Annotated in this window: 25 protein-coding genes and 1 other RNA gene; 19 read left to right on the forward strand and 7 right to left on the reverse strand. The window is 54.6% G+C overall.

Annotated features, from left to right (window positions below):
* Positions 1-2 precede the first annotated feature (2 nt).
* Positions 3-581 carry a lipoprotein gene (locus HWQ15_RS13480; protein WP_022647246.1) on the reverse strand — a complete coding sequence of 193 codons (579 nt, stop codon included), beginning with the start codon at positions 579-581 and terminating at the stop codon, positions 3-5.
* Positions 582-884: 303 nt separating this feature from the next.
* On the opposite strand from HWQ15_RS13480, the gene bolA reads away from it, so the two are divergent.
* From bolA to HWQ15_RS13525, 9 genes are all read left to right on the forward strand, one after another.
* Positions 885-1202 (forward strand): transcriptional regulator BolA, encoded by a 318-nt coding sequence (bolA, locus tag HWQ15_RS13485; protein ID WP_003859051.1) that lies wholly within the window; start codon positions 885-887, stop codon positions 1200-1202.
* 331 nt (positions 1203-1533) lie between these two features.
* Positions 1534-2832 carry a trigger factor gene (gene tig / locus HWQ15_RS13490; protein WP_006809881.1) on the forward strand — a complete coding sequence of 433 codons (1299 nt, stop codon included), beginning with the start codon at positions 1534-1536 and terminating at the stop codon, positions 2830-2832.
* 260 nt (positions 2833-3092) lie between these two features.
* Positions 3093-3716 carry an ATP-dependent Clp endopeptidase proteolytic subunit ClpP gene (gene clpP / locus HWQ15_RS13495; protein WP_006809880.1) on the forward strand — a complete coding sequence of 208 codons (624 nt, stop codon included), beginning with the start codon at positions 3093-3095 and terminating at the stop codon, positions 3714-3716.
* A 127-nt stretch (positions 3717-3843) separates the two neighbouring features.
* Positions 3844-5118 carry an ATP-dependent protease ATP-binding subunit ClpX gene (gene clpX / locus HWQ15_RS13500; protein WP_006809879.1) on the forward strand — a complete coding sequence of 425 codons (1275 nt, stop codon included), beginning with the start codon at positions 3844-3846 and terminating at the stop codon, positions 5116-5118.
* Between the two features lie 184 nt (positions 5119-5302).
* Complete coding sequence (lon, locus tag HWQ15_RS13505; protein WP_014882775.1) at positions 5303-7657, forward strand: endopeptidase La; 2355 nt, start codon at positions 5303-5305, stop codon at positions 7655-7657.
* Positions 7658-7867: 210 nt separating this feature from the next.
* Positions 7868-8140: a nucleoid-associated protein HU-beta gene (hupB, locus tag HWQ15_RS13510; RefSeq protein WP_002444653.1), complete on the forward strand. Its 273-nt coding sequence runs from the start codon at positions 7868-7870 to the stop codon at positions 8138-8140.
* Positions 8141-8352: 212 nt separating this feature from the next.
* Positions 8353-10224 carry a peptidylprolyl isomerase gene (gene ppiD, locus HWQ15_RS13515; protein WP_063149160.1) on the forward strand — a complete coding sequence of 624 codons (1872 nt, stop codon included), beginning with the start codon at positions 8353-8355 and terminating at the stop codon, positions 10222-10224.
* A gap of 148 nt (positions 10225-10372) precedes the next feature.
* Positions 10373-10753, forward strand: a complete 381-nt coding sequence (locus tag HWQ15_RS13520) for a helix-hairpin-helix domain-containing protein (protein ID WP_038415510.1) — start codon at positions 10373-10375, stop codon at positions 10751-10753.
* Positions 10754-10850: 97 nt separating this feature from the next.
* Positions 10851-11249 (forward strand): YbgC/FadM family acyl-CoA thioesterase, encoded by a 399-nt coding sequence (locus HWQ15_RS13525; protein WP_017694410.1) that lies wholly within the window; start codon positions 10851-10853, stop codon positions 11247-11249.
* Positions 11250-11311: 62 nt separating this feature from the next.
* Here the strand turns inward: HWQ15_RS13525 and queC are convergent, their stop codons facing one another.
* A complete protein-coding gene (queC, locus tag HWQ15_RS13530; RefSeq protein ID WP_063149161.1) occupies positions 11312-12007 on the reverse strand; it encodes a 7-cyano-7-deazaguanine synthase QueC in 696 nt (231 codons plus the stop codon).
* A gap of 66 nt (positions 12008-12073) precedes the next feature.
* Complete coding sequence (locus tag HWQ15_RS13535) at positions 12074-13774, reverse strand: SgrR family transcriptional regulator (protein ID WP_063149162.1); 1701 nt, start codon at positions 13772-13774, stop codon at positions 12074-12076.
* 101 nt (positions 13775-13875) lie between these two features.
* Here HWQ15_RS13535 and cof point away from each other — a divergent pair, with 101 nt between their 5' ends.
* A complete protein-coding gene (cof, locus tag HWQ15_RS13540) occupies positions 13876-14694 on the forward strand; it encodes an HMP-PP phosphatase (RefSeq protein WP_063149163.1) in 819 nt (272 codons plus the stop codon).
* A gap of 41 nt (positions 14695-14735) precedes the next feature.
* Here cof and HWQ15_RS13545 read toward each other — a convergent pair whose 3' ends face one another.
* Positions 14736-15782 carry a PLP-dependent cysteine synthase family protein gene (locus HWQ15_RS13545; protein WP_022647253.1) on the reverse strand — a complete coding sequence of 349 codons (1047 nt, stop codon included), beginning with the start codon at positions 15780-15782 and terminating at the stop codon, positions 14736-14738.
* 115 nt (positions 15783-15897) lie between these two features.
* On the opposite strand from HWQ15_RS13545, the gene HWQ15_RS13550 reads away from it, so the two are divergent.
* The 5 genes from HWQ15_RS13550 (at position 15898) to amtB (ending at position 21787) form a co-directional block, all read left to right on the forward strand.
* Positions 15898-16356 (forward strand): Lrp/AsnC family transcriptional regulator, encoded by a 459-nt coding sequence (locus tag HWQ15_RS13550; protein WP_022647254.1) that lies wholly within the window; start codon positions 15898-15900, stop codon positions 16354-16356.
* A gap of 30 nt (positions 16357-16386) precedes the next feature.
* Complete coding sequence (locus HWQ15_RS13555; RefSeq protein ID WP_063149165.1) at positions 16387-18141, forward strand: SmdA family multidrug ABC transporter permease/ATP-binding protein; 1755 nt, start codon at positions 16387-16389, stop codon at positions 18139-18141.
* On the forward strand, positions 18134-19915 hold the full coding sequence (locus HWQ15_RS13560; RefSeq protein WP_023299457.1) for a SmdB family multidrug efflux ABC transporter permease/ATP-binding protein: 1782 nt from the start codon (positions 18134-18136) through the stop codon (positions 19913-19915). The genes HWQ15_RS13555 and HWQ15_RS13560 overlap by 8 nt, the downstream gene beginning before the upstream one ends.
* Positions 19916-20126: 211 nt before the next feature.
* A complete protein-coding gene (gene glnK / locus HWQ15_RS13565; RefSeq protein WP_006809867.1) occupies positions 20127-20465 on the forward strand; it encodes a P-II family nitrogen regulator in 339 nt (112 codons plus the stop codon).
* 35 nt (positions 20466-20500) lie between these two features.
* Positions 20501-21787: an ammonium transporter AmtB gene (gene amtB / locus HWQ15_RS13570; protein WP_022647257.1), complete on the forward strand. Its 1287-nt coding sequence runs from the start codon at positions 20501-20503 to the stop codon at positions 21785-21787.
* 93 nt (positions 21788-21880) lie between these two features.
* Here the strand turns inward: amtB and tesB are convergent, their stop codons facing one another.
* Positions 21881-22741: an acyl-CoA thioesterase II gene (gene tesB, locus HWQ15_RS13575; RefSeq protein WP_022647258.1), complete on the reverse strand. Its 861-nt coding sequence runs from the start codon at positions 22739-22741 to the stop codon at positions 21881-21883.
* A 203-nt stretch (positions 22742-22944) separates the two neighbouring features.
* Here tesB and HWQ15_RS13580 point away from each other — a divergent pair, with 203 nt between their 5' ends.
* Positions 22945-23472 carry a YbaY family lipoprotein gene (locus HWQ15_RS13580; protein WP_022647259.1) on the forward strand — a complete coding sequence of 176 codons (528 nt, stop codon included), beginning with the start codon at positions 22945-22947 and terminating at the stop codon, positions 23470-23472.
* A gap of 37 nt (positions 23473-23509) precedes the next feature.
* Here the strand turns inward: HWQ15_RS13580 and HWQ15_RS13585 are convergent, their stop codons facing one another.
* Positions 23510-23821: an MGMT family protein gene (locus HWQ15_RS13585; RefSeq protein WP_058676952.1), complete on the reverse strand. Its 312-nt coding sequence runs from the start codon at positions 23819-23821 to the stop codon at positions 23510-23512.
* Between the two features lie 170 nt (positions 23822-23991).
* On the opposite strand from HWQ15_RS13585, the gene ffs reads away from it, so the two are divergent.
* From ffs to HWQ15_RS13600, 3 genes are all read left to right on the forward strand, one after another.
* Positions 23992-24088: signal recognition particle sRNA small type (ffs, locus tag HWQ15_RS13590), an RNA gene on the forward strand.
* A 247-nt stretch (positions 24089-24335) separates the two neighbouring features.
* Positions 24336-24587 (forward strand): hypothetical protein, encoded by a 252-nt coding sequence (locus tag HWQ15_RS13595; RefSeq protein WP_022647261.1) that lies wholly within the window; start codon positions 24336-24338, stop codon positions 24585-24587.
* Positions 24584-24799 (forward strand): hypothetical protein, encoded by a 216-nt coding sequence (locus HWQ15_RS13600; protein WP_006809861.1) that lies wholly within the window; start codon positions 24584-24586, stop codon positions 24797-24799. Before HWQ15_RS13595 ends, HWQ15_RS13600 begins: the two co-directional genes overlap by 4 nt.
* Before the next feature lie 70 nt (positions 24800-24869).
* Here HWQ15_RS13600 and HWQ15_RS13605 read toward each other — a convergent pair whose 3' ends face one another.
* Positions 24870-26291: a PLP-dependent aminotransferase family protein gene (locus tag HWQ15_RS13605; RefSeq protein ID WP_058676951.1), complete on the reverse strand. Its 1422-nt coding sequence runs from the start codon at positions 26289-26291 to the stop codon at positions 24870-24872.
* Positions 26292-26342 lie beyond the last annotated feature (51 nt).

Genomic DNA, 26342 nt, shown 5'->3' on the forward strand with positions numbered 1-26342 from the left:
GATTAACGTGCGTTCTGCTTGATGAAGTCGTGAATGCTGGTGTCCTGTGCCATGTCGGCAATGGTGTCAGTCAGCACGCTGTTAACCGCGTTAGCGATATTTTTGTTGGAGGCCTGGAATGCGCCTTCAACGGAATAGCTTGCACGGTAGTTTTTGTTCATCTTGTTGCCGTTCTTCGCGGTAGCGATGATGGAGATATCGGCTTTGGTCGCAATGTTGTAGCGAACGTTACCCTGAGAGACGTCAGCGTACAGGTTGTTCACGATGATTTGCAGATCAACCGCGCCGCTTGGGCCAATCATGTAGCCACGGGAGGTCATCTGTTTTTCCAGTACTTCCTGCAACAGGAAGCGCAGGTCGCGGGAAGCGGTCAGCGTAACCTGCTGGTTGTCGCGAGTCACTTTCGCCAGCGCCTGGTCCTGACGCTGATCGGCGCCATTAATGCTGACCGTCACGCCCATCAGGCTTGGATCCTGCTGAGGCAGGGTAATTTTTGGTGAAACGTCAATGGTCGTCGGCGGGGTTGCGCAACCGGCGAGCATAAAGAGTGCTACCAACGGAAAGAAGATTTTTTTTAACATTTTCGGGTTCTCAACGAATCGTAAGCAAAGAGAGAAAAATTGCCGCCATCATAACATCGCCAACGGCCAGGGGAAGTGGTCAACGCATGTAAATTCATCGCCTTGTCCGAAAACTGACCACCTTGCCGCTTTTCTCTGCCTGTAAGTGACAAAACGTATGAACCTCATAGTGAACTTCATCCGTTTGGATGAGAAAATCAGACGAAAGCTAAATATTTGTTGTCACGGTGTAATGGAACCGGTAAAAGCGGCTAATATTTAAAGGGATGGGTGACATCTTAGCGTTGTCGGAGGAGTGATTTCATGATGATACGTGAACAGATAGAAGAAAAATTAAGGGCAGCGTTCAACCCTGTGTTTCTCGAAGTTGTCGACGAAAGCTATCGTCATAACGTGCCGGCAGGTTCTGAAAGCCACTTCAAAGTGGTTCTGGTCAGCGATCGCTTCACGGGAGAACGTTTCCTGAACCGACACCGCTTGATCTACAGCACCTTGACGGAAGAACTCTCCACAACCGTACATGCGCTGGCGCTGCATACCTACACCATTAAGGAATGGGAAGGGCTGCAGGATACGGTATTCGCATCACCGCCTTGTCGGGGTGCAGGCACCATCGCCTGATAAATCGGATTTGCAACCGCCGGAGTTTTTCCAGTATGTTGCTTACAGATTTCGTCAAAACGGCCTTCGGGCCGTTTTGTTTTGTCTGAGTTTTGAGCGGATGGCGCGTTTTTAAGGCTAAAAATAGCCTTAAAGTGTGAAAAAAGCCGCAGCAACATGCTCCAACCGTTCTCGACTCACCTAAGTGATGCCGCTATAATGCCGCGTCTTATTGAATGTCTTCGGGATGATTCTGGCGACAGGGAATGTGAATCTGCACATAAGAGAGCATCCCGGTATAACAGACAGATTCAGAGTTGACCGAGCACTGTGATTTTTTTGAGGTAACAAGATGCAAGTTTCAGTTGAAACCACTCAAGGCCTTGGCCGCCGTGTAACGATTACTATCGCTGCTGACAGCATCGAAACTGCTGTGAAAAGCGAGCTGGTCAACGTAGCAAAAAAAGTACGTATTGACGGCTTCCGCAAGGGCAAAGTACCAATGAATGTTGTTGCTCAGCGTTATGGCGCTTCCGTGCGTCAGGATGTGCTGGGTGAACTGATGAGCCGCAACTTTATCGACGCGATCATCAAAGAAAAAATCAATCCAGCCGGCGCGCCAAACTACGTTCCAGGTGAATACAAGCAGGGCGAAGACTTCACCTATTCCGTAGAGTTCGAAGTGTACCCGGAAGTTGAGCTGAAAGGTCTGGAATCAATCGAAGTTGAAAAACCGATCGTTTCCGTGACTGACGAAGACGTTGACGGCATGCTGGATACCCTGCGTAAGCAGCAGGCGAACTGGAAAGAGAAAGAAGGCGCTGTTGACGCGGAAGACCGCGTAACCATCGACTTCACCGGTTCAGTAGACGGCGAAGAGTTCGAAGGCGGTAAAGCGTCTGATTTCGTACTGGCGATGGGCCAGGGTCGTATGATCCCAGGCTTCGAAGACGGTATCAAAGGCCACAAAGCAGGCGAAGAGTTCACCATCGACGTGACCTTCCCTGAAGAATACCACGCTGAAAACCTGAAAGGTAAAGCAGCGAAGTTCGTCATCAACCTGAAGAAAGTTGAAGAGCGCGAACTGCCAGAACTGACTGAAGAATTCATCAAGCGTTTCGGCGTGGAAGATGGTTCTGTTGCGGGTCTGCGTGCTGAAGTGCGTAAAAACATGGAGCGCGAGCTGAACGGCGCTGTACGTAACCGCGTGAAGTCTCAGGCGATTGAAGGTCTGGTGAAAGCGAACGACATCGACGTTCCTGCTGCCCTGATCGACAGCGAAATCGACGTTCTGCGCCGTCAGGCTGCACAGCGCTTCGGTGGCAACCAGCAGCAAGCGATGGAACTGCCACGCGAGCTGTTCGAAGAGCAAGCGAAACGTCGCGTTGTTGTTGGCCTGCTGCTGGGCGAAGTGATTCGTACCCACGAGCTGAAAGCTGACGAAGAGCGTGTGAAAGGCCTGATCGAAGAGATGGCTTCTGCATATGAAGATCCATCAGAAGTGATCGAGTTCTACGGTAAGAACAAAGAGCTGATGGACAACATGCGCAACGTTGCACTGGAAGAGCAGGCTGTTGAAGCGGTACTGGCGAAAGCGAAAGTAACCGAAAAAGAGACCTCTTTCACCGAACTGATGAACCAGCAGGCGTAATTTCGCCCCAACGGTTTAAAGTTTGAACAAAAAACCCGTTGCCCTCCGGCGACGGGTTTTTTTTATCACAGCTTTAGTCCTGGAAGGGTGCTAAAACGCCCTTTCAGTGTTAGCGTTACAACAAAACGTTGTTATGCTTGAAATAGGGCATGGCGACCCCCATTAGTATGTAATCACGATGATTGAGACTGGCTGATAATCCGTCCATAAGGTTACAATCAGTACAGCAGGTGTTTTCAATTTTGAACCAGGAGACGGAAATGTCATACAGTGGCGAACGAGATAACTTTGCACCCCATATGGCGCTGGTGCCAATGGTTATTGAACAGACCTCACGCGGTGAGCGATCTTTCGATATCTATTCCCGTCTGCTCAAGGAACGCGTTATCTTTCTGACCGGCCAGGTGGAAGACCATATGGCTAACCTGATCGTGGCGCAGATGCTGTTCCTGGAAGCGGAAAACCCGGAAAAAGACATTTACCTGTACATCAACTCGCCGGGCGGTGTGATTACGGCGGGCATGTCTATTTATGACACCATGCAATTCATCAAGCCGGATGTCAGCACCATCTGTATGGGACAGGCGGCGTCCATGGGGGCTTTCCTGTTAACCGCAGGGGCGAAAGGTAAGCGTTTCTGCCTGCCTAACTCCCGCGTGATGATTCACCAGCCGCTGGGTGGTTACCAGGGCCAGGCGACGGATATTGAAATCCACGCCCGAGAAATTCTGAAAGTAAAAGCGCGCATGAATGAACTTATGGCGCAGCATACGGGTCAACCACTCGAGCAGATCGAGCGCGATACCGAGCGCGATCGCTTCCTGTCTGCACCTGAGGCAGTTGAGTACGGCTTAGTCGACTCCATTTTGACCCATCGTAATTGATGCCCGCGACGCGAGTGTGCCGCTATACTAATTTAGGGCGGCACGTTGCCTGTAAGCAGCTTGCGTCTGAGTATGGCATTTGCGTCGTCATGTGCGGCACATAGAACTTAAAAAGAGGTTTGGACTCATGACAGATAAACGCAAAGATGGTTCGGGCAAACTGCTGTACTGCTCTTTTTGCGGCAAAAGCCAGCATGAAGTGCGTAAACTGATTGCCGGGCCGTCCGTGTATATCTGCGACGAATGCGTCGATTTATGTAACGACATCATTCGCGAAGAGATTAAAGAAGTCGCGCCGCACCGTGAGCGCAGCGCGTTACCAACGCCACACGAGATTCGCCACCACCTGGACGACTATGTCATTGGTCAGGAGCAGGCGAAAAAAGTGCTGGCGGTGGCGGTATACAACCACTACAAGCGTCTGCGTAACGGCGATACCAGCAATGGCGTGGAACTGGGCAAAAGTAACATTCTGCTGATCGGGCCTACGGGTTCCGGTAAAACGTTGCTGGCGGAAACGCTGGCGCGCCTGCTGGATGTTCCGTTCACCATGGCGGATGCCACCACCCTGACCGAAGCCGGTTATGTGGGCGAAGACGTTGAAAATATTATCCAGAAGCTGCTCCAGAAGTGCGATTACGACGTACAGAAAGCCCAGCGCGGGATCGTCTATATCGATGAGATTGACAAAATCTCCCGTAAATCAGACAACCCATCCATCACCCGTGACGTCTCGGGCGAAGGCGTGCAGCAGGCGCTCCTGAAGCTGATTGAAGGTACGGTTGCGGCTGTTCCACCGCAGGGTGGGCGTAAACATCCGCAGCAGGAATTCTTGCAGGTTGATACCTCCAAGATCCTGTTTATCTGTGGTGGTGCGTTTGCAGGCCTGGATAAAGTGATCTCTCACCGTGTGGAAACCGGCTCCGGCATTGGTTTTGGCGCAACGGTGAAAGCTACGTCTGAAAAACCAAACGAAGGCCAGCTGCTGGCGCAGGTTGAACCGGAAGATCTGATCAAATTTGGTTTGATTCCGGAATTTATCGGCCGTCTGCCGGTTGTGGCGACCCTGAACGAACTGAGCGAAGACGCGCTGATTCAGATCCTGAAAGAGCCGAAAAACGCGCTGACCAAGCAGTATCAGGCGCTGTTTAATCTGGAAGGCGTTGAGCTGGAATTCCGTGACGAAGCACTGGACGCGATTGCCAAGAAAGCGATGGCGCGTAAAACCGGTGCCCGTGGCCTGCGTTCTATCGTGGAAGCAGCATTGCTCGACACGATGTACGATCTTCCTTCTATGGAAGATGTCGAAAAAGTCGTGATCGACGAGTCCGTCATTGGTGGCCAGACCAAGCCGTTACTGATTTACGGTAAACCGGAAGCGCAGCAGGCATCTGGCGAATAATTCACCATTTCATACAATCAGTTAATCAAAAAGGGGGGATTTTATCTCCCCTTTACTTTTTCCGTATTCATGGCGTTGAATGTATGGGAAACATCCCCATATACTGAATTACATGTTAATGGTTGTGTGAAGCACAGTTACATGACCAGTTTACCTGGCGGACACTAAACTAAGAGAGAGCTCTATGAATCCTGAGCGTTCTGAACGCATTGAAATCCCCGTATTGCCGTTGCGCGATGTGGTGGTTTATCCGCACATGGTCATACCCTTATTTGTAGGGCGGGAAAAATCTATCCGTTGCCTCGAAGCCGCCATGGATCATGATAAAAAAATCATGTTGGTTGCGCAGAAGGAAGCATCAACGGATGAGCCGGGTGTAAACGATCTTTTCACCGTCGGGACCGTGGCCTCTATTTTGCAGATGCTGAAGCTGCCAGATGGCACCGTGAAGGTGCTGGTGGAAGGCTTACAGCGCGCGCGTATTACCACTCTGTCAGACGATGGCGAGCACTTCTCTGCGAAGGCAGAGTACCTTGATTCACCGGAACTTGATGAGCGCGAGCAGGAAGTGCTGGTACGCACCGCGATCAGCCAGTTTGAAGGCTACATCAAGCTGAACAAGAAAATCCCACCTGAAGTGCTGACGTCGCTGAACAGCATCGACGATCCTGCACGTCTGGCGGATACCATCGCTGCGCACATGCCGCTGAAGCTGGCTGACAAACAGTCCGTGCTGGAAATGTCCGACGTTAACGAACGTCTGGAATACCTGATGGCGATGATGGAGTCTGAGATCGATCTGCTCCAGGTTGAGAAGCGCATTCGCAACCGCGTCAAAAAGCAGATGGAAAAATCGCAGCGTGAGTACTATCTGAACGAGCAAATGAAAGCCATTCAGAAAGAGCTCGGCGAGATGGACGATGCGCCGGATGAAAACGAAGCGCTGAAGCGTAAGATCGACGCGGCGAAGATGCCGAAAGAGGCGAAAGAGAAAGCCGAAGCTGAGTTGCAGAAGCTGAAAATGATGTCTCCGATGTCGGCAGAGGCGACCGTCGTGCGCGGCTATATTGAGTGGATGGTGCAGGTTCCGTGGAATGCCCGCAGCAAGGTCAAAAAAGACCTGCGTCAGGCGCAGGAAATCCTCGATACCGACCACTACGGCCTGGAACGCGTGAAAGACCGCATTCTTGAGTACCTCGCGGTACAGAGCCGTGTGAACAAAATCAAAGGTCCAATTCTGTGCCTGGTAGGGCCTCCAGGCGTGGGTAAAACCTCTCTGGGCCAGTCCATCGCCAAAGCGACCGGACGTAAGTATATCCGTATGGCGCTGGGCGGCGTACGCGATGAAGCGGAAATCCGCGGTCACCGCCGTACCTACATCGGTTCTATGCCGGGCAAGCTGATCCAGAAGATGGCGAAAGTGGGGGTTAAAAACCCGCTGTTCCTGCTCGATGAGATCGACAAAATGTCTTCGGACATGCGTGGCGATCCGGCGTCGGCGCTGCTGGAAGTGCTTGATCCAGAACAGAACGTGGCGTTCAGCGATCACTACCTGGAAGTGGACTACGACCTGAGCGATGTGATGTTCGTGGCGACCTCCAACTCCATGAACATTCCGGCCCCGCTGCTGGACCGTATGGAAGTGATCCGTCTCTCCGGTTATACCGAAGATGAGAAGCTGAACATTGCTAAGCAGCACCTGCTGCCGAAACAGATTGAGCGTAACGCGCTGAAAGCCAACGAGCTGACCGTCGAGGACAGCGCGATTATTGGCATCATTCGCTATTACACCCGTGAAGCGGGCGTTCGTAGCCTTGAGCGTGAGATCTCTAAGCTGTGCCGTAAGGCGGTGAAACAGCTGCTGCTGGATAAGAGCCTGAAGCACATTGTGATTAACGGCGACAATCTGCATGCTTACCTTGGCGTTCAGCGCTTCGACTACGGTCGTGCGGACAACGAAAACCGCGTTGGTCAGGTGACCGGTCTGGCATGGACGGAAGTGGGCGGCGATCTGCTGACCATTGAAACCGCCTGTGTACCGGGTAAAGGCAAGCTGACCTACACTGGCTCGCTCGGTGAAGTGATGCAGGAGTCCATCCAGGCAGCGTTGACCGTGGTGCGTGCGCGCGCGGAAAAACTGGGTATTAACCCGGATTTCTACGAAAAACGCGACATTCACGTTCATGTTCCGGAAGGGGCGACGCCGAAAGATGGCCCAAGCGCGGGTATTGCTATGTGTACGGCGCTGGTTTCCTGCCTGACGGGGAACCCGGTCCGTGCTGATGTGGCCATGACTGGTGAAATTACGCTGCGTGGTCAGGTACTGCCCATCGGCGGGTTAAAAGAAAAACTGCTGGCGGCACACCGTGGTGGGATCAAAACCGTATTGATTCCTTACGAGAATAAACGCGATCTGGAAGAGATTCCGGACAACGTTATTGCTGATTTGCAGATCCATCCGGTGAAACGCATTGAGGAAGTTCTGACTCTCGCACTGCAAAATGAACCGTCCGGAATGCAGGTTGTAACCGCAAAATAGTGACCTCGCGCAAAGAGCGCTAATAAAAACAAGGCTGGTAAGTCATTTCGTACTTGCCAGCCTTTTTTTGTATAGCTAATTTAGATTGCTGATTGGGTTAGCCATCAACAACGGGTGTTGTAAGGTCATAGCAGGACTGATATAACTGCTGCGCGGTCGCGCTGTGAAGGATTCAGGTGCGATATAAATTATAAAGAGAGGAAGAGAACAGTGAATAAATCTCAACTGATTGACAAAATTGCTGCGGGTGCTGATATTTCTAAAGCTGCAGCTGGACGTGCTTTAGATGCTTTAATTGCTTCTGTTACTGAATCTCTGCAAGCTGGGGACGACGTTGCACTGGTAGGCTTCGGTACTTTTGCGGTTAAAGAGCGTGCTGCCCGTACTGGCCGCAACCCGCAGACCGGTAAAGAGATCACCATTGCTGCCGCTAAAGTGCCGGGTTTCCGTGCAGGTAAGGCGCTGAAAGACGCAGTAAATTGATTGCTTTCCCGCTCCAGGGAAGCTGAAAAGTACAAGGGCGCATCGTTTGATGTGCCTTTTTTGTTTGTCCAGACCTGATTTGTGCGAGTTTATGCGAGTTGTGGGCTGACAATTGCCCTGTTTTCTTGTCACAATACGCCTTTACGCGCGACGGTCAGGATTTTCCGTCAGCGTCAGGTAACCAGTCACCTACAGCGGAGTGTTGTTACACCATGATGGACAGCTTACGCACGGCTGCTAACAGTCTCGTGCTCAAGATTATTTTCGGTATCATTATCGTGTCGTTCATATTGACCGGTGTGAGTAGTTACCTCATCGGCGGTGGCGCGAACTACGCCGCAAAAGTGAATGGCCAGGAAATTAGCCGTGGGCAGTTCGAGAACGCTTTTGCTGGTGAACGTAACCGCATGCAGCAACAGCTGGGCGACCAATACTCTGAACTTGCAGCCAACGAAGGCTATATGAAAAACCTGCGTCAGCAGACGCTGAACCGCCTTATCGACGAAGCGCTGCTGGACCAGTACGCGAAAAGCCTCGGTCTGGGCATCAGCGATGAGCAGGTTAAAAAAGCCATCTTCTCGACGCAGGCTTTCCAGTCTAATGGGAAGTTCGACAACGCGCGTTACAACAGCATTGTTAACCAGATGGGGATGACGGCTGACCAGTACGCACAGGCGCTGCGTAACCAGTTGACCACGCAACAGCTGATCAACGCGGTGGTGGGCACCGATTTCATGCTGAAAGGCGAAACTGAAGCGCTGGCGGCACTGGTGGCGCAGCAACGCGTGGTGCGTGAAGCGACGATTGATGTCAATGCACTGGCGGCGAAACAGCAGGTTAGCGACGCTGAAGTTAATGCTTACTATGAGCAAAACAAGAACAACTTCATCTCTCCTGAACAGTTCCGCGTAAGCTATATCAAGCTGGATGCAGCTGCGATGCAGAAAAACGCGGCTGACGCCGAGATCCAGTCTTATTACGACCAGCATCAGGATCAGTTCACTCAGCCGCAGCGTAACCGTTACAGCGTGATCCAGACCAAAACGGAAGCAGAAGCAAAAGCCGTGCTGGACGAGCTGAACAAAGGCGCTGATTTCGCGACCGTGGCGAAAGCAAAATCCACCGACATTATTTCTGCCAAAAACGGTGGTGATATGGGCTGGCTGGAAGATTCCACCACCCCGGATGAGCTGAAAAATGCGGGTCTTAAAGAGAAAGGCCAACTGTCTGGTGTAATCAAATCCTCCGTTGGCTTCCTGGTGGCGCGTCTGGACGATGTCGTGGCGGCGAAAACCAAGCCGCTGGCTGACGTTCGTGATGATATCGCTGCGAAAGTGAAGCAGGAGAAAGCGCTGGACGCCTTCTATGCTCTGCAACAGAAAGTGAGCGATGCCGCAAGCAACGACAACGAATCACTGGCGGGCGCTGAGCAGGCTGCTGGCGTGAAAGCGGTTGAGACGGGCTGGTTCAGCCATGAAAATCTGCCGGAAGAACTGAACTTCAAACCGGTTTCAGATGCCATTTTCAATGGTGGTCTGGTAGGTGAGAACGGTACGCCGGGCAGCAACTCAGACATCATTACCGTTGACGGTGACCGTGCGTTCGTACTGCGCGTCAGCGAGCACAAAGCCGAGGCAGTGAAGCCCCTGGCGGAAGTGAAAGATCAGGTGGTGGCGCTGGTCAAACACAACAAAGCGGCACAGCAGGCAAAACTGGATGCAGAGAAAATTCTGGCCGATCTGAAAGGCGGTAAGAACGATGCACTGAAAGCGGCTGGCCTGAGCTTTGGCGAAGCCAAAACGCTGAGCCGTACCGGTCAGGATCCTGTCAGCCAGGCGGCGTTTGGTCTGAGCCTGCCGGCGAAAGACAAACCTGTCTTTGGCACCACGACCGATATGCAGGGTAACGTGGTGATTCTGGCGCTGGATGAAGTCAAAGCCGGCACGCTGCCAGACGCGCAGAAGAAGGCCATGGTTCAGGGAATTACCCAGAATAATGCCCAGATTGCTTTCGAAGCGATGATGAGCAACCTGCGTAAAGAAGCCAAAATCAAGCTGGGTGATGTGGTGACCCAGGAGCAATAATTACGTACCTGCTCGCAGATTTTCGTAAGGCTCTGCAAAAACTAAAGGCCGCTTTCGCGGCCTTTTCCATTTCTGCAATCTGCTGTTTGTCCCTGTTTTCTCGTACGGCTATCGTGGCGTGGCTGTCAACAAACAAGGAGAAAACAGCATGAAATGTGGAATCAAAGCACTGTTAATTACACTGGCTATTGCCACTTCCGGGATGAGTGCGGGCGCGCTGGCGGCGTCGCCCTCGGCTAAAGCGCAGGCTGCACAGACCAAAACAGACTCAGCTGCGCAGGCTTATACGCAATCAAAAGCGACTGATGCCGGTAAAAGTGCAGAGGATGACGGTACGCGAGTCAGCATCAATTCGGCATCGGCAGAAGAGCTCGCGCGCGTGATGAACGGTGTGGGACTTAAAAAAGCCCAGGCCATTGTTAGCTACCGCGAGGAGTACGGTCCTTTCAAAACCCTTGACGATCTCAAGCAGGTGCCGGGTATGGGCAGCGCGCTGGTTGAGCGCAATCTCGCACACCTGACGCTGTAATCGCGTAATCACTTGCACTGCGGCAAAAATTTGCCAGGATAAAGAGGTCATACCAGTTATGACCTCTGAACCTATAACAACGAAAGGCTATTGCGCTATGCAGACACAAATCAAAGTCCGTGGTTATCACCTCGATGTTTACCAGCACGTCAATAACGCCCGCTACCTTGAATTTCTTGAAGAGGCGCGCTGGGATGGCCTGGAGAACAGCGAAAGCTTCCAGTGGCTGACCGCACACAACATCGCGTTTGTGGTCGTCAACATCAACATTAACTACCGCCGCCCGGCTGTGCTTGGGGATGTGCTCACCGTGACCAGTGAGGTCCAACAACTGAATGGCAAAAGTGGTGTATTGAGCCAGGTCGTCACGCTTGAGCCAGAAGGGCAGGTGGTGGCCGATGCGCTGATCACCTTTGTCTGTATCGATCTCAAAACCCAGAAAGCGTTGCCGCTGGAAGGGGAGTTGCGCGAAAAGCTGGAGCTGATGATCGCATAAGTAATATTCAGGAATGCCCGCGCTGTCGACTCCTGTTGTACGACAGCGCGGACAGTTAGCCCTTATTTCAGACCGGTCTTTTTCTGCATCGCGGCCATCACGCCCGCTTTATCCGCAAGATAATGATTCAGACCGTTCGCGCGCAGGTTACAGGCGGCACACTGCCCGCAGCCGTCCCCTTTAATGCCGTTGTAGCAGGTCAGGGTCTCGTTGCGAACGATATTCAGCTTGCCCCAGTAGTCGGCCAGCGCCCAGGTTTCGGCTTTATCCAGCCACATCAGCGGCGTTTCGAAGCGGGTCTCTTTTGCCATACCCAGATCGACGGCGTGATTGAGTGCTTTCACGAATTCATCCCGACAGTCCGGGTAGCCAGAGAAGTCGGTCTCACATACGCCCGTGATCACCGCTTCGGCTTTCACCTGGTAGGCATAGATTGCCGTCAGGGTCAGGAAGAGAATATTACGCCCAGGTACGAAGGTATTCGGAATGCCGCTGGCATCCGGTTCGTAATCAGGAACCGGAATGCTGTCGCGGGTGAGGCTGCTGACGGCCAGTTCATTTAACAGCGTCACGTCCAGCACTTTATGAGCGCGGGCGCCCAGTTTGAGGGCCAGTTCACGAGCGACATCGATTTCAGCGCGATGACGCTGACCATAATCAAAAGTGACGCAATGCACTTCATCATACTGGTGAAGTGCCTGAATCAGGCAGGTTGTGGAATCTTGTCCTCCGCTGAACACGACGACGGCACGTTTCATAGATCATCTCGACAGTTACGGTAAAAGCGTCATGTTAACGCCTGGCTAAAGCGGCGACCAGCTTCTTCACGCGTTTGGTGGAGGAAGCCAGGCTTCGGTGAAGTCAAACCAGCCGCGAGTGTTAAGGCGTATGCCGTTGACCCCCGGAGGCGCGCTGATTTGATACTGGTAGTTAAAGAGCGGTGTCAGGACGGCTGTCTCCATTAATCGGCTGAAGATAGCCTGAAGTCCTGCGTGTCGGTCACGTTCGTCGGCCTGCGTCTGCACCGCATCCAGTGTGGCCTGCAAATGGGCGTATGCCGGTGCGCTCAGCAGATGCGGCCAGAGCGCATCGCAGCGGAGCCATTGCTCAAGGGTGTACGCTGGCGCTTCGCCAATCAGTCTGTCTCCCATCATGATGTCTGCATCGGCAAGCTGCTGGCAACCGTCCCACGTCTTGGCGTCGTGAAAGATGACGGTCAGTTCACACCCCTGCCGCGCAAGGTATGCTTTTAACTGACTGGCCATGGTGTGAAGCTCAACCGGCAGGTGGTAGACAAGCGTCAATGCCTCTGGCAGCACAACGTCGGTTAAATCAGTCCACTGGGGGATCGCCCAGCCGGGAAGCAGTTCCTCGGTAGGAGTGATGAGCCCTTCGTTCAGGGGAAGCGTGTGCAGCAGCGTTGAGAGATGAATGATATTAATCAGCCGCTTTGCCTGAAGTTCGCTCAGACGCTGACTTTGTTTCAGCGTGAGGTAGCAGAAGCCCAGACTGGTGCTGTTACTCACCAGCCGCAGGCTGGCCAGCTCGTCGGCCTCGCCAATGGCGATTTGCACCGGGTGGCGACAGCTGGTGCCCAGACTGTAGTCAAAAAGCTGGGGCGTGATCCAGTACTCGATAGCCTTAAGCAACGGATGGCCAAGATGATACTGCTCGTGGCTTTCCAGACGCACCAGTTCAGGCTCAAAAACGCTCAGCCGAAAGGGACCGCTGCCCACCACGGGGTAATCAGGATGCGCCAGACGGCTACAGTAGGTTGCCAGCCTGTGCGCCAGCCAATAGTCAGGTTGATGCAGAATAAACGTCAGGCTTTGCGGATGCGTGGTTTCGATACGTAAGACGCTGCGGAAAAGCGTGTCCATGCCGGGCTGCGATAGCAGCGCCGTCAGGCTTTGCCTGAGCTGTGCCGTCTCTATTTTATCGCCGTTATGCCAGTGCAGGGTGGAGCGTATGTAGAAATGCCAACGCAGGCCGTCAGCAGAGACTTCCCAGTGATGCGCCAGATCGCCCGTGGGTTCACTGCTGTTACCATTAAAACGCGTCAAACCAGAGAATACCTGTCCCGCCAGATGCTGCTCCGCCCGGCCAGGGAGAAACCCCGGCTGAAGCGGCTCCAGCGAGCGATAGTAGGGAATACGCAGCGTCGGCGTATCGTTCTGCCATTGCCCGCCCATAAACGGATGCAGCAGCGATCGCAAATCTTCAGGCGCGAGCTGGGCCAGCTCCAGCGCGTTTTGCTGCTGTCCACTTTTCAGGGCCTTTTCCATCATCGTATTACGCAACGAATCCGGGGTGACGTGAAAGCGTAATTCCCCACGCTTTCCTCGTCCGGAGCGGGCGTGCCAGCTTAGCCAGCCCGCCTCCTGCGCCTGGCGCAGCAGGGTGCGTACATGTCGCTCGCTGCAAAAGCAGCGGCTGGCAAGTTCACTGATGGTCACCTGCTGCGTTGCGCCGGCGGAGGGGTGCCACAGACGCTGATACTGGTTAAGACGGTTAAGCTGGCGCATGAAAAACCCGGAACAATAATTATCATCTATTCACTATTACTTCCGTATATCTCACGTAATACTGATGCACAAGTTAACCGCATCACATTTCGGGAGTAATTATGGCTCGGCTCGCTGCATTTGATATGGACGGCACGCTGTTAATGCCGGATCACCGTTTAGGGGAGAAAACCCTGAACACACTTAAGCGCCTGCGCGAGCGTGAAGTCACCCTGACGTTTGCCACTGGTCGTCATGTGCTGGAGATGCGCCATCTACTGGGAACATCTGCCCTCGATGCGTTCCTGATCACCGGCAACGGGACGCGCATTCACTCCGTCGAGGGCGATGTGCTGCACCGTCAGGATCTGGATCCGGAAGTGGCGGACATCGTCCTGCACAGCACCTGGGATACGCAGGCCAGCGTGCATGTTTTTAACGATGAAGGCTGGTTTACCGGGCGTGAGATCCCGGCCTTGCTGCACGCTCACGTTTACAGTGGCTTTAAATATCAGCTCATCGATTTGCGCCGCATTCCGGCACACAAGGTAACCAAGATCTGCTTCTGCGGCGATCACGACGATCTCTGCCGCCTGCGTATTCAGCTTAACGAGGCGCTGGGCGACCGGGCGCACCTGACCTTCTCGGCGGTGGACTGTCTTGAAGTGCTGCCGGTGGGCTGTAACAAAGGATCTGCGCTGGCGGTGCTGAGCGATCGTCTGGGGCTGACGATGCAGGACTGTATGGCCTTTGGTGACGCCATGAACGACCATGAGATGCTGAGCAGCGTAGGCCGTGGTCTGATTATGGGGAACGCGATGCCGCAACTTATCGCCGCGCTCCCGCATTTACCGGTTATCGGACACTGTCGTAACGAAGCGGTGTCCCATTTTTTGACGCATTGGCTGGACAAAAATAACCTCCCATATTCCCCCGAATAGCGAGATCCTTCCAGCAAGCCAGGCTAAAGCCTGGCTTTTTTTTATTTCACCAGATGCGAAATCTGCGCTTTCCACGGTTCAACATCGCCAATATTGGCCTGCACCCATTCTGCGTTGTAATAGGTGTCCAGGTAGCGCTCCCCGCTGTCGCACAGCAGCGTGACGACAGAGCCGCTAAGGCCTTCTTCACGCATTCTCGCGGCCAGTTGTAGCGCCCCCCACATATTGGTGCCGGTAGAGGCCCCGACTTTACGGCCAAGCTGTGTCTCCAGCCAGTGCGCCGTCGCGACGCTGGCGGCGTCCGGCACGCGGAGCATCTCATCCACAACGTCCGGAATGAACGAGGGTTCGACGCGCGGGCGACCAATTCCTTCGATCTTGCTCCCCACAGGGCTGCGCAGGCTGGCATCGCGAGATTGCCAGTAATCAAGGAACACCGAGTTCTGAGGGTCAACCACCATCAGCTGCGTATCATAACCCTGACAGCGGATATAACGTCCGATGGTGGCGGAGGTTCCGCCCGTGCCCGCGCTCATGACAATGTAAGAGGGGACGGGATGTGGCTCGTGGGTCATCTGGCGGAAAATGCTGTCCGCAATGTTATTATTGCCGCGCCAGTCGGTGGCGCGCTCGGCGAAGGTGAACTGGTCCATATAGTGACCATTTAGTTCGCGGGCCAGCATTTCGGAGGCCGCATAGATTTCGCAGGCGCTTTCCACAAAGTGGCAGCGTCCGCCGTAAAATTCGATCTGTTCAACTTTACGTTTCGCCGTGCAGGAGGGCATCACAGCGATAAACGGAAGGCCCAGCAGGCGGGCAAAGTAGGCCTCTGAGACGGCAGTTGATCCGGACGACGATTCAATAATCGTGGTGCCTTCTTTAATCCAGCCGTTACATAAACCGTATAAAAAGAGTGAACGCGCCAGGCGATGCTTCAGGCTGCCGGTAGGATGGGTACTTTCATCCTTCAGGTAAAGCTGAATGCCGGGAAATCCAGGCAAAGGCAGGCGGATCAAATGGGTGTCTGCCGAGCGCTGATAGTCGGCATTTATTTCGCTGATGGCATGTTTAACCCAGGTGCTATTCATCGTAGTTATCCGTTTGTCATTTTGTGCCCAGCATAGCGAAAAGCACAGAAAAAATTGTTGCTATCTGGCCTTTAAAATAGAATGTAAGGAGAATAATTTTCTCTGGGAGGTGGATATGCTAGATAAAATTGACCGCAAGCTGCTTTCTTTGCTGCAAAGCGACTGCACCCTCTCTTTGCAGGCGCTGGCAGATGCCGTTAATCTGACCACCACACCGTGCTGGAAGCGCCTCAAGAAGCTGGAAGACGATGGCATTCTGCTGGGACGTGTGGCGCTGCTGGACCCCGAAAAACTGGGGCTTGGACTGACCGCCTTCGTCCTGATAAAAACGCAGCATCACAGCAGCGAATGGTACAGCCGCTTCGTCACCCAGGTTTCCGACATGCCCGAGGTGCTCGGCTTCTGGCGCATGGCGGGGGAATACGACTATCTGATGCGCGTTCAGGTGGCAGACATGAAGCGCTACGATGATTTTTACAAGCGGCTGGTCAATAGCGTACCGGGCTTGTCCGATGTCACCTCCAGTTTCGCCATGGAACAGATTAAATACACCACAGCGTTACCCATTGAATAACTTCATAAAATATCTTCAGGAAAAGACCGCGTGCGATTATTTGCCCAATTAAGCTGGTACTTTCGTCGGGAGTGGCAACGCTACCTCGGCGCGGTGGCCCTGCTTATTATCATTGCCATTTTGCAACTGATCCCGCCCAAAGTGGTGGGATACGTCGTGGATGGTGTTACGGAACAACATTACACCGCCGCACGGGTGATGATGTGGGTCGGTACGCTGGTGTTGACGGCCGTGGTGGTTTACCTGCTGCGTTATGTCTGGCGCGTGCTGCTGTTCGGCGCGTCCTATCAGCTTGCCGTTGAGCTGCGCGAGGACTTTTACCGCCAGCTGAGCCGCCAGCACCCTGAGTTTTATCTGCGTCACCGTACCGGGGATCTCATCGCCCGCGCCACTAACGATGTGGACCGTGTGGTGTTTGCCGCCGGTGAAGGGGTGTTAACGCTGGTGGATTCCCTGGTGATGGGCTGTGCGGTACTGATTGTGATGTCTACGCAAATTAGCTGGGAGCTCACGCTGCTGGCGCTGCTGCCGATGCCGCTGATGGCGCTGGCGATTAACCGCTACGGCGAGCAGCTCCATGAACGCTTTAAGCTGGCGCAGGCGGCGTTCTCGTCGTTAAACGATCGCACCCAGGAGAGCATGACCAGCATCCGCATGATCAAAGCGTTTGGTCTGGAAGACAGGCAGTCCGCGCTGTTTGCGGCCGACGCCGCCGATACCGGTGCGAAAAACATGCGCGTGGCGCGTATAGACGCCCGCTTTGATCCGACAATTTATATTGCGATTGGCATGGCGAACCTGCTGGCGGTGGGCGGCGGCAGCTGGATGGTGGTGCGAGGCACCATGACCCTCGGGCAGTTAACCAGCTTTGCGATGTACCTCGGGCTGATGATTTGGCCGATGCTGGCGCTGGCCTGGATGTTTAACATCGTTGAACGTGGGAGCGCCGCCTACAGCCGTATCCGCGCCATGCTGGCGGAAGTGCCGGTAGTGAACGATGGCAGCGAGCCGGTACCGGAAGATCCGGGTGTTCTGAAGGCTGATATCCGCGTCTTTATCTACCCGCAAACGGAACATCCGGTGCTTGAAAACGTCAGTTTCACGCTGCGTCCTGGTCAGATGCTGGGCATCTGCGGCCCGACGGGCTCCGGTAAAAGCACCATTCTGTCACTGATTCAGCGCCATTTTGACGTGAGCGAAGGCGATATCCGTTTCCATGACGTCCCCCTGCCACGTCTGCTGCTGGATGACTGGCGCAGCCGCCTGGCGGTCGTCAGCCAGACGCCGTTTTTGTTTTCAGACACCATAGCCAACAATATCGCGCTCGGGTGCCCGACGGCGACACAGGACCAGATCGAGCATGTGGCGCGCTTAGCCAGCGTCCATGAGGATATTCTGCGCCTGCCGCAGGGCTACGACACAGAAGTGGGTGAGCGGGGCGTTATGCTCTCCGGTGGACAAAAACAGCGTATCTCTATTGCCCGCGCGCTGCTGCTGGACGCTGAGATCCTGATTCTGGATGATGCGCTGTCCGCGGTTGACGGACGTACTGAACATCAAATTTTGCATAACCTTCGCCAGTGGGGAGAGGGGCGCACGGTCATCATCAGCGCGCACCGTCTGTCGGCCCTTACCGAAGCCAGCGAAATTCTGGTGCTTCAGCACGGGCATATTGCTCAGCGTGGTCAGCATGAGCAGCTTGCCGGGCAGACCGGATGGTATCGGGATATGTACCGCTATCAACAGCTTGAAGCCGCGCTGGATGAGGAGGTCGCCGATGCGTAAGTTTGGACAGATGTGGCCGACGTTAAAACGGCTGCTCGCCTATGGCTCGCCGTGGCGCAAACCGCTTTCCATCGCCGTGCTGTTGCTGTGGATCGCCGCGATTGCGGAGGTGACCGGTCCGCTGCTTATCAGCTATTTTATCGATAACATGGTGGCGAAAAGCTATCTGCCGCTGGGGCTGGTGGCGGGGCTGGGTGTGGCGTATGTCGGGCTACAGCTGACGGCGGCGGGGCTGCACTATGCGCAGTCGCTGCTGTTTAACCGGGCCGCCGTGGGCGTGGTCCAGCAGCTACGCACGGATGTGATGGATGCCGCGCTACGCCAGCCGCTGAGCGAGTTTGATACCCAGCCGGTCGGGCAGGTTATTTCGCGCGTCACCAATGACACCGAGGTGATCCGCGACCTTTATGTGACCGTTGTCGCAACGGTTCTGCGCAGTGCCGCATTGATTGGCGCGATGCTGGTGGCGATGTTCAGTCTGGACTGGCGGATGGCGCTGGTGGCGATCGCTATTTTCCCGGCGGTGCTGATTGTGATGGTAATTTACCAGCGCTACAGCACGCCGATTGTTCGTCGCGTGCGCGCTTACCTTGCAGACATCAATGATGGCTTCAACGAAGTGATCAACGGCATGAGCGTTATCCAGCAGTTTCGCCAGCAGGCGCGTTTTGGCGAGCGAATGGGAGAAGCCAGCCGTTCGCACTATATGGCGCGGATGCAGACGTTACGTCTGGACGGCTTCCTGTTACGCCCGCTGCTGAGCCTCTTCTCTGCGCTGGTGCTGTGCGGGATGTTGATGCTGTTTGGCCTGACGACGCGTGGAACCATTGAGGTGGGAGTGCTGTACGCGTTTATCAGTTACCTTGGCCGTCTTAACGAACCGCTGATTGAACTCACTACGCAGCAATCGATGCTGCAACAGGCGGTAGTCGCGGGTGAGCGTGTGTTTGAGCTGATGGACAGGCCGCGTCAGACCTATGGCGATGATGAACGTCCGCTGGAAAGTGGATCCATAGCGTTTGATCATGTCTCGTTTGCCTACCGCGACGATCAGCTTGTCTTGCAGGATATCAACCTCGAGGTACCGTCGCGCGGTTTTGTCGCCCTGGTTGGGCATACCGGCAGCGGCAAAAGCACGCTCGCCAGTTTGCTGATGGGCTACTATCCGTTGACGCAGGGGGAGATCCGTCTGGATGGACGGCCTCTTTCCGCGCTTAGCCACAACGCGTTGCGTAAAGGCGTCGCGATGGTGCAGCAGGATCCGGTAGTGCTGGCGGATACCTTTTATGCCAACGTGACGCTGGGACGATCTTTCACGCCTGAGCAGGTATGGGAGGTGCTGGAAACGGTGCAGCTGGCAGATCTGGCGCGCGGGTTAAGCGAGGGGATCAATACCCGGCTGGGCGAGCAAGGCAATAACCTCTCTGTCGGGCAAAAGCAGCTCCTGGCGCTGGCGCGCGTGCTGATTGAGACGCCGCAGGTGTTGATTCTGGATGAAGCGACCGCAAGCATCGACTCCGGTACCGAACAGGCGATCCAGCTGGCGCTGGCTGCCGTGCGGGACCGCACTACGCTGGTGGTGATCGCTCACCGCCTCTCAACGATCGTCGATGCCGATACCATTCTGGTGCTGCACCGTGGCCAGGCCGTTGAACGGGGTACGCACAAAGCGCTGCTCGAGGCAAAAGGACGCTACTGGCAGATGTATCAGTTGCAGCTGGCAGGCGACGAGCTGGCCGCCAGCGTGCGCGAGGAGGAGTCACTCAGCGCCTGATGCACCATAACAAGGCAATGCGCTAACAGTCTTAACCGTTGGTGCAAAACTGAAACGCACCCTGCACTGCCATGGTGCGTTTTTTTTCACCCCTTAGCTGCGCATGCGCGCCGCGGCGCTTTCCTCCTCACATTTCACTTCTGGCACACCCTTTGCAATATCCCTCTCGTGTTAGCTGCGGCCATTACCGAATTCTGACTGGAGGGGATATATGAAGCTGGTTACGGTGGTAATCAAACCATTCAAACTCGAAGACGTGCGTGAAGCGCTGTCTTCCATGGGTATTCAGGGACTGACTGTCACCGAAGTGAAAGGCTTTGGGCGTCAGAAAGGTCATGCCGAGCTTTATCGCGGGGCGGAATACAGCGTTAACTTCCTGCCAAAAGTGAAGATTGATGTGGCGATTGCCGACGATCAGCTTGATGAGGTGATTGATGTCGTCAGCAAAGCGGCCTACACCGGAAAAATTGGCGACGGCAAAATTTTCGTTGCCGAACTACAGCGCGTCATTCGCATCCGTACCGGCGAATCTGACGAAGCGGCGTTGTAAGTAACTCCTGGCACACAGTGATAGGGATCGAGAAAATGATGAAAGCAACAATGAAAACAGGTCTGGGTTCGCTGGCACTGCTGCCGGGCCTGGCAATGGCTGCACCTGCTGTGGCAGACAAAGCCGATAACGCCTTTATGATGATTTGCACCGCGCTGGTGCTGTTCATGACGATTCCGGGGATCGCGCTGTTTTACGGCGGCCTGATCCGCGGCAAGAACGTACTCTCCATGCTGACGCAGGTTGCCGTCACGTTCGCGCTGGTGTGCGTGCTGTGGGTGGTTTACGGTTATTCGCTGGCCTTCGGGGAGGGCAACGCCTTCTTCGGCAACGTTAACTGGGCGATGCTGAAAAATATCGAACTGACCGCGGTAATGGGCAGCTTCTATCAGTATATTCATGTCGCGTTCCAGGGCTCATTCGCGTGCATCACCGTGGGGCTGATTGTGGGCGCGCTGGCTGAGCGTATCCGCTTCTCTGCGGTACTGATTTTCGTGGTGGTCTGGCTGACGCTCTCCTATGTCCCGATTGCGCATATGGTCTGGGGCGGTGGTCTGTTGGCTTCCCATGGCGCTCTGGACTTTGCGGGCGGCACCGTTGTTCACATCAACGCCGCCGTAGCCGGCCTGGTAGGCGCATACCTGATTGGCAAGCGCGTGGGCTTCGGGAAAGAAGCATTTAAGCCGCACAACCTGCCGATGGTCTTTACCGGCACCGCCATCCTCTACTTTGGCTGGTTCGGCTTCAACGCAGGTTCAGCCAGCGCCGCTAACGAAATCGCCGCGCTGGCCTTCGTGAATACCGTGGTGGCAACTGCCGGGGCCATCCTCTCATGGGTATTTGGCGAGTGGGCCGTTCGCGGCAAGCCATCCCTGCTGGGTGCCTGTTCTGGGGCGATTGCCGGTCTGGTAGGTATTACGCCAGCATGCGGTTACGTGGGCGTGGGCGGCGCATTGCTGATCGGTATCGTCGCGGGTCTGGCGGGGCTGTGGGGCGTTACCGCACTGAAACGTATTCTGCGCGTTGACGATCCGTGTGATGTATTCGGCGTACACGGTGTGTGCGGCATTATCGGCTGTATCATGACCGGTATCTTTGCTGCACAATCTTTGGGCGGCGTGGGTTATGCTGAAGGCGTGACCATGATGCATCAGGTGCTGGTCCAGCTTGAAAGTATCGCGATTACGGTTGTCTGGTCGGGCGTTGTAGCTTTTATCGGCTACAAGCTGGCCGATATGACCGTGGGGCTGCGCGTACCGGAAGAGCAGGAGCGCGAAGGTCTGGACGTCAACAGCCACGGCGAGAATGCGTACAACGCATAATTTGAGTGCCTTGCCGGGTGGTGGCTTCGCCTTACCCGGCCTGAAAAAGTGAAATTTGCAGGCCCGGTAAGCGTAGCGACCGGGCTTTTTAACTCACCCGCGATTACGCATCACACCTTCCTGCACGGTAGAAGCCACCAGCACACCATCCTGGGTGTAAAACTCCCCGCGAACAAAACCGCGTGCGCTGGACGCAGAGGTACTTTCTACGCTGTAAAGCAGCCACTCGTTCATATCGAAAGGACGATGGAACCACATGGAATGGTCAATCGTGGCGACCTGCATCCCTTTTTCCAGGAATCCCACGCCGTGCGGCTGTAGCGCAACCGGCAGGAAGTTGAAATCCGACGCATAACCCAGCAGATACTGATGCACGCGCAAGTCTGCCGGTACGCTGCCGTTGGCGCGGATCCACACCTGGCGGGTGGGCTCAGCAGTATGCCCCTTCATTGGGTTATGAAATTCGACCGGGCGGATCTCCAGCGGTTTATCGCACAGAAACTTCTCTTTTACCTGCGGCGGCAGCAGATGTGCGAGTGCGCGGGCAATTTCGGTTTCCGATTTCAGATCGTCCGGCGATGGGGCAGACGGCATCTGTTTTTGATGCTCATAGCCCGGCTCTGGCGCCTGGAAGGAGGCGGTCATGTAGAAGATGGGTTTCCCATGCTGGATGGCCGCCACACGGCGAGCGCTGAAGCTTTGGCCGTCACGCAGAACTTCCACGTCGTACACAATCGGTTTAGCGCTGTCACCGGGGCGTAAAAAGTAGCTGTGGAATGAGTGCACCAGACGGTCTGCCGGAACGGTCTCCTTAGCGGCATATAGCGCTTGCCCCACGACCTGGCCCCCAAAAACCTGGCGTAAGCCTAAATCTTCGCTCTGTCCGCGAAAAAGCCCTTCTTCTATTTTTTCCAGGTTCAGCAATGTCAGCAGATTGTTCAGTGCCTGACTCATAGTGGTCCTCAATAAACGCCGTGACGAAAGATACGCTGAGTATAACGCAGAAACGATAGTGGTCCGATGGGTAGAATTATCTTAATACCTGGGCAAAATTAGGCATAAATCCGTGATTTGTGCCACACTTGTTTACGTTATGTGAATAAAACGACATCGGATGGGATCGATCCCGCCGGTGCATTGATGATAAGGAGACTTCAATGAAACTCGTGCCTATGTTAAGCGGTGTTGCAATGGCGGTGGCGTTGTCCGCCTGTGCGGATAAGAGTGCCGATGTAGCGGTACCAACGGCGACCCCAAACGGGATTAACACCCTTTCACAGCAAGCTATTCGACAGCCTAACGTGTCCGGTACCATCTGGATCAAACAGAAAGTCGCTCTGCCGCCGGACGCGGTTTTAACAGTCACGTTATCCGATGCGTCACTGGCGGATGCACCGTCTAAAGTCCTTGCACAGCGTGCAGTTCGTACAGAGGGTAAACAGGCGCCGTTCAGCTTCGTGCTGCCGTACAACCCGTCTGACGTTCAGCCTAACGCGCGTATCCTCCTGAGCGCGGCGGTAACGATCAACGATAAGCTGGTCTTTATCACCGATACCGTGCAGGAAGCGGTCAACAAAGGGGGCACCAAAATCGACCTGACCCTGGTCCCGGTGCAGCAGACTGAAGTGCCTGTGGCAACGCAGACCAATCAGCCGACCTTGCCTACACCGCCAACACAGTTGTAACTTTCTTTCGCCCTCTTCATTTTGACGGGAGAGGGCGTCAGTATTCCCAGCGATACTTCTGCATATCTATCTGTCCCGTCCCGGACACCTGTACCCCTTCTGAGAGTAATGCCTGACGCTGGCGCTGCAAGTCTGGCCCGGTGAGGGAAATGGCACCATGGCGATTAACTACCCGGTGCCATGGTAACGTACTTCCCTCCGGAAGCCTTCTCAGCACGCCGCCAACCTGACGCGCTGCGCGCGGAGAGCCCGCCAGTCGGGCGACATCCCCATAGGTCGTGACATAGCCTTCCGGAATCGAGGCCACGATTTGCCACACTCGCTGTGGGAAAGTGTCATGTTCGTCCATTGTTTCTCCAGCGGGAATTCAGCGAAGGGTAATGTTATACGAAGATAAAGAAGATTGTCGGGTCAGTTTGCGCAATAATCCAGCATCCAGTTGCCAGCGGCTTGCAATTGAGGTGCTCCACAGGGATAATGCGCCAGCGCGTTGGTTATCAACGCTCTCAATGGGGGCTCTGTTGGTTCTCCCGCAACGCTACTCTGTTCACCAGGTCAGGTCCGGAAGGAAGCAGCCAGGGCAGACGACGTGGGTGCCGGGATGTAGCTGGCAGGGCCCCCACCCATTTGTGTTCTTCTCTGAAGTTTCCCCCTATATAAACCTTCTCAATTATGTGCCTATTTTGTTCGTGCAATATATCCTTCATTGAACTGAAATAATAATGTCATAAACCTGTAATAATAGACTGTCATTTTATTATTGGGCGTCTTTTTGTTGTCATAAGTAAAAAAATATATATCTGGATAACAAACTTATCTTCGTGTATTAAATTAAACACGTGTTCCGAAAGGATGTGACAATCATGGTAACTGCGGTTTTAAACGTTAAAATTGATGAAGCGCTAAAAGAAAGACTCCGCCACTATGCGGAAGACAATAATGAGAATTTAAGCGTGACCACAGAGAAACTGCTGCTGCTGGCATTTGAAGCAGTAGAAGAGGCGGGAGTATCGGAAGAGGATGTTGATAATCAGCATACGGAAGAAGAGAGCGTAAATCCATTTACTCCTAAAGAAATCAAAGCACTACGTAAACTTCTGAAGAAGAGAAAATGAAACAACAACTATCGACTGCCAGCGATTACAACGAGGCCTGCAATCTGTTACGTTCGGGCTATGTGAAACATGTTCGTCTTGGCTGGAATGTAGGAAGCGATGAGTTCTTTCGAATTGCGTCTGACTGGTGTGATACCGGTGCAAAAATAAAGAAAGAAGGTGAAAATTTCATTATTTCGCTGAAAGGCTTCCCGATTCCTCCTCAACATTAAGTTCTTCTTCATAAAAACAGCTGACTGCATACGTTACAGTCAGCTGTTTTTATTGTTTCTGGCGAATAATTTACACCAGGCTCCGTTTTACTGGCGGTGTACTTTTATTTAAGGCAAGCCACAGCGGTTTGATACGCAGTAATGCCTCTTCAAGTTCTGGCGAATTGAGTGAGAAGGGCATACGCAGGTAGCGGTCAAACGCGCCTGAAAGCCCAAAGCGCGTGCCGGTGCCCATAATGATGCCTGTCGTTTCCGCACGTGCCGCCAGTTGAGTCGCCAGCATGCCGGGTAGTTCAATCCAGTATGAAAGTCCTCCCTCCGCTTCCTGAAACCGCCATTCGGGGAAATGCTTCCGTAACATCTGGCCGCAGCGGTCACGCCGTTCTGCCAGCATTTCCCGCCGGGCAGGCAGGAAGGTTTCACTGTTTTCGATAAGCCACAGCGTGGCCAGCTGTTCCAGCACCGGAGAGCCCAGATCCAGCGTATCGCGCGTCTGTGCGAGCGTGGCGATAGTGCGGGACGAGGCGCGGATCCAGCCGAGACGAAGCCCACCCCAGAAGCTTTTGCCTGCGGAACCCAGCGTAATCACCGCGGCCTCCGGGTTAAAGGCGGCCAGCGGCGGCGGCGGGGGAGCATCGAACCAGAGATCGACCATGGTTTCATCCACCACCAGCGTGGTGCGGGTTTGCGCGGCGATGTCGGTTATGGTCTGACGCGTCGCGGCATCCATGCAGCGCCCGGTCGGATTATGAAAATCCGGCATTAGATAGGCCAGACGCGGGGCTGTCTGGGCAAGCGTTGCGGCAAAACCATCGGTATCCCAGCCCGTTTCTGGCAGCGAGACGCCCACGGGCCGGCATTGCGCCCCCTGAATCGCGGCTATCGCCAGCGGGTAGGTGGGATGATCCACCACCACGCGATCCCCGGGCCCGGTCATCATTCTTAAGATCAGGGCGAAGCCGCTGACGGCACCGTTCACCACCATCACTTCGTCTGCCCGGGTGGGCAGACCGCGTGCGGTGTAGCGGGCGGCGATAGCTTCACGCAGCGCTGGAAGCCCAAGCTGATCGTACCCGGTCAGCGCCAGATTCGGCGTAATGGTCGTCAGCGCGTGGGTGTAGGCCTGATGGATCTCTGGCCCCGCGTTGAGCGCGGCGGTTGAGAGATCCAGCGCCGCGCTGGCAGTGGAAAGCGTGGGCACGGCCCGGCTGTCTGGCAGGATCGCCCGGGAACCGCTGCCGTGACGGCTCTCCAGAAAACCCTCTTCACGCAGATGCGCCAGCGCGCTGCTGATGGTGGTGCGGCTGACGTCCAGTGCGGCGGCCAGTTCCCGCTCTCCGGGCAGGCGCGTGTTTAGCGCCAGCCTGCCATCCAGAATTAACAGGCGTAACGCGTCAGCCAGCTGGCGCCACCGCGGGGTGCGGGAAGAGGTTTGCTGCCAGTGCCCTAACAGGCGAACCAGAGACTGGCTTCCAAAACGTCGTGATGACATGTGCAGTCCACTATTTGAAAACTGGACATTAATCATAGTGCCATTTTCAGC

The sequence above is a fragment of the Enterobacter sp. DSM 30060 genome (assembly GCF_013375955.1).
In the GTDB taxonomy this organism is placed as follows: domain Bacteria; phylum Pseudomonadota; class Gammaproteobacteria; order Enterobacterales; family Enterobacteriaceae; genus Enterobacter; species Enterobacter intestinihominis.

Excerpts from the sequence above, each read along its gene's own strand:
- HWQ15_RS13480 (WP_022647246.1), bottom strand. The coding sequence starts at position 581 with ATGTTAAAAAAAATCTTCTTTCCGTTGGTAGCACTCTTTATGCTCGCC.
- bolA (WP_003859051.1), top strand. The coding sequence starts at position 885 with ATGATGATACGTGAACAGATAGAAGAAAAATTAAGGGCAGCGTTCAAC.
- tig (WP_006809881.1), top strand. The coding sequence starts at position 1,534 with ATGCAAGTTTCAGTTGAAACCACTCAAGGCCTTGGCCGCCGTGTAACG.
- clpP (WP_006809880.1), top strand. The coding sequence starts at position 3,093 with ATGTCATACAGTGGCGAACGAGATAACTTTGCACCCCATATGGCGCTG.
- clpX (WP_006809879.1), top strand. The coding sequence starts at position 3,844 with ATGACAGATAAACGCAAAGATGGTTCGGGCAAACTGCTGTACTGCTCT.
- lon (WP_014882775.1), top strand. The coding sequence starts at position 5,303 with ATGAATCCTGAGCGTTCTGAACGCATTGAAATCCCCGTATTGCCGTTG.
- ppiD (WP_063149160.1), top strand. The coding sequence starts at position 8,353 with ATGATGGACAGCTTACGCACGGCTGCTAACAGTCTCGTGCTCAAGATT.
- HWQ15_RS13520 (WP_038415510.1), top strand. The coding sequence starts at position 10,373 with ATGAAATGTGGAATCAAAGCACTGTTAATTACACTGGCTATTGCCACT.
- HWQ15_RS13525 (WP_017694410.1), top strand. The coding sequence starts at position 10,851 with ATGCAGACACAAATCAAAGTCCGTGGTTATCACCTCGATGTTTACCAG.
- queC (WP_063149161.1), bottom strand. The coding sequence starts at position 12,007 with ATGAAACGTGCCGTCGTCGTGTTCAGCGGAGGACAAGATTCCACAACC.
- HWQ15_RS13535 (WP_063149162.1), bottom strand. The coding sequence starts at position 13,774 with ATGCGCCAGCTTAACCGTCTTAACCAGTATCAGCGTCTGTGGCACCCC.
- cof (WP_063149163.1), top strand. The coding sequence starts at position 13,876 with ATGGCTCGGCTCGCTGCATTTGATATGGACGGCACGCTGTTAATGCCG.
- HWQ15_RS13545 (WP_022647253.1), bottom strand. The coding sequence starts at position 15,782 with ATGAATAGCACCTGGGTTAAACATGCCATCAGCGAAATAAATGCCGAC.
- HWQ15_RS13550 (WP_022647254.1), top strand. The coding sequence starts at position 15,898 with ATGCTAGATAAAATTGACCGCAAGCTGCTTTCTTTGCTGCAAAGCGAC.
- HWQ15_RS13560 (WP_023299457.1), top strand. The coding sequence starts at position 18,134 with ATGCGTAAGTTTGGACAGATGTGGCCGACGTTAAAACGGCTGCTCGCC.
- glnK (WP_006809867.1), top strand. The coding sequence starts at position 20,127 with ATGAAGCTGGTTACGGTGGTAATCAAACCATTCAAACTCGAAGACGTG.
- amtB (WP_022647257.1), top strand. The coding sequence starts at position 20,501 with ATGATGAAAGCAACAATGAAAACAGGTCTGGGTTCGCTGGCACTGCTG.
- tesB (WP_022647258.1), bottom strand. The coding sequence starts at position 22,741 with ATGAGTCAGGCACTGAACAATCTGCTGACATTGCTGAACCTGGAAAAA.
- HWQ15_RS13580 (WP_022647259.1), top strand. The coding sequence starts at position 22,945 with ATGAAACTCGTGCCTATGTTAAGCGGTGTTGCAATGGCGGTGGCGTTG.
- HWQ15_RS13585 (WP_058676952.1), bottom strand. The coding sequence starts at position 23,821 with ATGGACGAACATGACACTTTCCCACAGCGAGTGTGGCAAATCGTGGCC.
- HWQ15_RS13595 (WP_022647261.1), top strand. The coding sequence starts at position 24,336 with ATGGTAACTGCGGTTTTAAACGTTAAAATTGATGAAGCGCTAAAAGAA.
- HWQ15_RS13600 (WP_006809861.1), top strand. The coding sequence starts at position 24,584 with ATGAAACAACAACTATCGACTGCCAGCGATTACAACGAGGCCTGCAAT.
- HWQ15_RS13605 (WP_058676951.1), bottom strand. The coding sequence starts at position 26,291 with ATGTCATCACGACGTTTTGGAAGCCAGTCTCTGGTTCGCCTGTTAGGG.